At 64.1% G+C, this 3,764-nt stretch carries 5 protein-coding genes; all 5 read left to right on the top strand.

The window, feature by feature from the left end:
• Window positions 1-1,008, top strand: a 1,008-nt coding sequence (gene paaA / locus AWB81_RS41070) for a 1,2-phenylacetyl-CoA epoxidase subunit PaaA (RefSeq protein WP_062644179.1), incomplete at its 5' end; no start/stop codon positions are given.
• Between the two features lie 65 nt (window positions 1,009-1,073).
• A complete protein-coding gene (paaB, locus tag AWB81_RS41065) occupies window positions 1,074-1,358 on the top strand; it encodes a 1,2-phenylacetyl-CoA epoxidase subunit PaaB (protein ID WP_062644177.1) in 285 nt (94 codons plus the stop codon).
• A gap of 12 nt (window positions 1,359-1,370) precedes the next feature.
• On the top strand, window positions 1,371-2,171 hold the full coding sequence (gene paaC / locus AWB81_RS41060; protein ID WP_062644174.1) for a 1,2-phenylacetyl-CoA epoxidase subunit PaaC: 801 nt from the start codon (window positions 1,371-1,373) through the stop codon (window positions 2,169-2,171).
• Window positions 2,172-2,187: 16 nt separating this feature from the next.
• Window positions 2,188-2,730: a 1,2-phenylacetyl-CoA epoxidase subunit PaaD gene (gene paaD, locus AWB81_RS41055; protein ID WP_062644172.1), complete on the top strand. Its 543-nt coding sequence runs from the start codon at window positions 2,188-2,190 to the stop codon at window positions 2,728-2,730.
• 9 nt (window positions 2,731-2,739) lie between these two features.
• The coding region (locus tag AWB81_RS41050; protein ID WP_062644170.1) for an FAD-binding oxidoreductase at window positions 2,740-3,764 on the top strand (1,025 nt) is incomplete at its 3' end.

The raw sequence follows: 3,764 nt of genomic DNA, 5'->3' as shown, positions 1-3,764 counted from the left end.
ATGTACACCCAATCCCTTGATATCCCCGGCAACGTCCAGCCGATCGGCGTGCAAGCCGATACGAATGCCTCCCCCGAACAGCAGCGTTTCGACGCCGTGATGCAGGCCGACGGCAAGATCGAGCCGCAGGACTGGATGCCCGAGGCTTACCGCAAGACCCTGATCCGCCAGATTTCGCAGCACGCGCATTCGGAGATCATCGGCATGCAGCCGGAGGGCAACTGGATCAGCCGCGCGCCGAGCCTGAAGCGCAAGGCGATCCTGCTCGCGAAAGTGCAGGACGAAGGCGGCCACGGCCTCTATCTATATAGTGCGGCCGAAACGATGGGCGTCTCGCGTGACCAGCTCGTCGCGGCGCTCCACGCCGGCCGTGCGAAGTATTCGAGCATCTTCAATTATCCGACGCCCACCTGGGCGGATGTCGGCGTGATCGGCTGGCTGGTCGACGGCGCCGCGATCATGAACCAGATTCCGCTGTGCCGCTGCACTTACGGCCCGTACGCCCGCGCGATGATCCGCATCTGCAAGGAAGAGTCCTTCCATCAGCGGCAAGGCTTCGACGCGCTGCTCTCGATGATGAAGGGCACGCAGGCGCAAAAGGACATGGTCCAGCAGGCGGTCGATCGCTGGTGGTGGCCGGTGCTGATGATGTTCGGCCCGAGCGACAAGGACTCGATCCATAGCGGCCAGTCGTTCCAGTGGGGCATCAAGCGCATTTCGAACGACGACCTGCGCCAGAAATTCGTCGATGCGACCGTCGAGCAGGCGAAGATCCTCGGCGTCACGCTGCCCGATGCGGACCTGAAGTGGAACGAGGAGCGCAAGGCGCATGACTACGGCGCGATCGACTGGGACGAATTCTGGCGCGTCGTGAACGGCGACGGCCCGTGCAACAAGGAGCGTCTCGCCACCCGCGTGAAGGCGCACGACGACGGCGCCTGGGTCCGCGAAGCCGCGCTCGCGCATGCGGAAAAACAAGCCGCCCGCGCCCACCAACAAGCAGCGTAGCAACTATTTTGCATGGGACCGAGTAGGCGCTAAAGCGCTGACTCTGGTCGACAAAGGAGACGACGATGAACAAGGAATGGCCGATCTGGGAAGTATTCGTGCGCAGCAAGCAGGGCCTCGATCACAAGCATTGCGGCAGCCTGCACGCACCCGACGCGCCCGCCGCGCTGCGCATGGCGCGCGATGTCTACACGCGTCGGCAGGAAGGCGTGAGCATCTGGGTGGTGCCGTCGGCGGCGATCACGGCTTCCGATCCGGCCGACAAGGCCGAACTCTTCGAGCCGGCCGGCGACAAGATCTACCGTCACCCGACCTTCTTCGTGCTGCCCGACGAAATCAACCACATGTAAGGCGCTAGAGACATGACGACGCTCCAACATCTCGCCTACGTGCTGCGTCTCGCCGACAACGCGCTGATCCTCGGTCAGCGCAACGCCGAGTGGTGCAGTCACGGCCCGGCGCTCGAGGAAGACATCGCGCTCGCCAACATGAGCCTCGATCTGATCGGGCAGGCGCGCCTCCTGTACTCGCACGCCGCGACGCTCGACGAAAAGCTCAACGGTGTGAAGAAGACCGAAGACGACTACGCCTACTTCCGCACCGAGCGCGAATTCGCGAACTTCACGATCGCCGAGTTGCCGCACTTCGGGCCGCTCGCCGGCACCGCGCGCACCGAACGCGACTACGCGGTGACGATCGTGCGCAACTTCCTGTATTCGGCGCTGATGAGCCATCTGTGGACGGCGCTCGAATCGTCGACGGACGAGCACCTCGCCGCGATCGCCGCGAAGTCGCTGAAGGAAACGCGCTATCACCTGCACCACGCGGGCGACTGGCTGATCCGTTTCGGCGACGGCACCGAGGAATCGCATCGGCGCGCGCAGGCGGCCCTCGACTACCTGATGCCGTACACGCAGGAGTTCTTCAGCGTCGATGACGTCGAGACGGCAATCGCCGCCGCCGGCATCGGCCCGCTCCCGACCGACATCGAAACGGCATGGCGCGAAGACGTCGCCGCGACGCTCGAACAGGCAACCCTCAAGGCGCCTGCCGAGGTGGAGCACGTGAGCACCGGCAAGCACGGCGAGCATTCCGAGCACATGGGCTATCTGCTGGCCGAGATGCAGAGCCTCGCGCGCCAGCACCCCGGCGCGAGCTGGTAAGCCCAAGGATTCCACGATGAACGCCTACGCCATGACGACCAACGACGCCCGCCTCGAACGCGCCTGGGAAGTGCTGGAAAACGTGCCGGACCCGGAAATCCCGGTGGTATCGATCCGCGAACTCGGCATTTTGCGCGACGTGCGTCGCGGGGCGGATGACGTCATCGAAGTGGTGATCACGCCGACTTATTCCGGCTGTCCGGCGATGTCGCAGATTGCCGAAGACATCGAGCACGCGCTGACGCAAGCCGGACTCGGTCCGCATCGGATCGACACGGTGCTCGCGCCGGCGTGGACTACGGACTGGATGACAGCCGACGCCCGCGAAAAGCTGCGCCGCTACGGCATCGCGCCGCCGACCGGCAATTGCGGCAGCGCCGCGCCGCAGGAAAAGACGATCCGCTTCGTCCCGCGCGCTGCGGTCGTCGACACGCCCGCCTGCCCGCGCTGCGGCTCGAAACACACTGAACGCCTCGCGCAATTCGGCTCGACCGCGTGCAAGGCCTTGTATCGCTGCATCGACTGCCGCGAGCCGTTCGACTACTTCAAACCTTACTGACCCGACATCATGGCGACTCCGCAATTCCATCCGCTGCGTATACGCGAAGTACGGCCCGAAACCGCCGATGCCGTCACTGTTTCGTTCGACGTCCCTGAAAACCTGCGCGACGCGTATCGCTTCACGCAAGGCCAGTTCGTCACGCTGAAGACGCACATCGACGGCGAGGAAACGCGCCGCTCGTATTCGATCTGCGTCGGCGTGACCGACTACGACCGCGACGGCGAGTTGCGCATCGGCATCAAGCGCGTGCGCGGCGGGCGTTTCTCGAATTTTGCCTTCGATACGCTTCAGCCCGGCCACGAAATCGAAGTGATGACTCCGGATGGCCGCTTCTTCACGCACCTGAACGCGGATCACGCGAAGCATTACGTTGCGTTCTCGGGCGGCTCGGGCATCACGCCGGTGCTGGCGATCATCAAGACGACGCTCGAAACGGAGCCGACGAGCAGCTTCACGCTCGTCTACGGCAACCGCAGCGTCGACGCGATCATGTTCGCCGAGGAACTTGAAGACGTGAAAAACCGCTTCATGAGCCGGTTCTCGCTGTATCACGTGCTGTCGGACGATTTGCAGGACGTCGAGTTGTTCAACGGCGTGCTGGATCAGGAAAAGTGCGCGGCGTTTCTGCAAACGCTCACGCCCGCGACCGAAATCGACGAAGCGTTCATCTGCGGCCCCGGCCCGATGATGGACGCGGCCGAAGCCGCCCTGAAGGAAGCAGGCGTGCCGCCGAAGCAGGTGCACGTCGAGCGTTTCGGCACGCCGCTGCCGCAGGCGGGCGTCCCGCCCATCGAAATCACCGAGGACACGCCCGCGGCCGATCTGGAACTGATCATCGACGGAAAGAAGCGCAAGCTGCGTCTGCCTTACGTGGGCCTGAGCGTGCTCGATGTCGGCCTGAAGGCGGGTCTCGCGCTGCCTTACGCGTGCAAGGGCGGCGTGTGCTGCACCTGCCGAGCGAAGGTGCTCGAAGGCGAGGTCAAGATGGAAAAGAACTACACGCTGGAACAGCACGAAATCGACGATGGCTA

The sequence above is a fragment of the Caballeronia arationis genome (genome assembly GCF_001544975.2).
GTDB lineage: Bacteria > Pseudomonadota > Gammaproteobacteria > Burkholderiales > Burkholderiaceae > Caballeronia > Caballeronia arationis.
The sequence above is the reverse complement of the archived record's forward strand: the minus strand, read 5'-3'. Positions and strand labels throughout refer to the sequence as shown.

Coding starts and splice junctions, on each gene's coding strand:
- paaD (WP_062644172.1), top strand. CDS start 2,188: ATGAACGCCTACGCCATGACGACCAACGACGCCCGCCTCGAACGCGCC.
- paaC (WP_062644174.1), top strand. CDS start 1,371: ATGACGACGCTCCAACATCTCGCCTACGTGCTGCGTCTCGCCGACAAC.
- paaB (WP_062644177.1), top strand. CDS start 1,074: ATGAACAAGGAATGGCCGATCTGGGAAGTATTCGTGCGCAGCAAGCAG.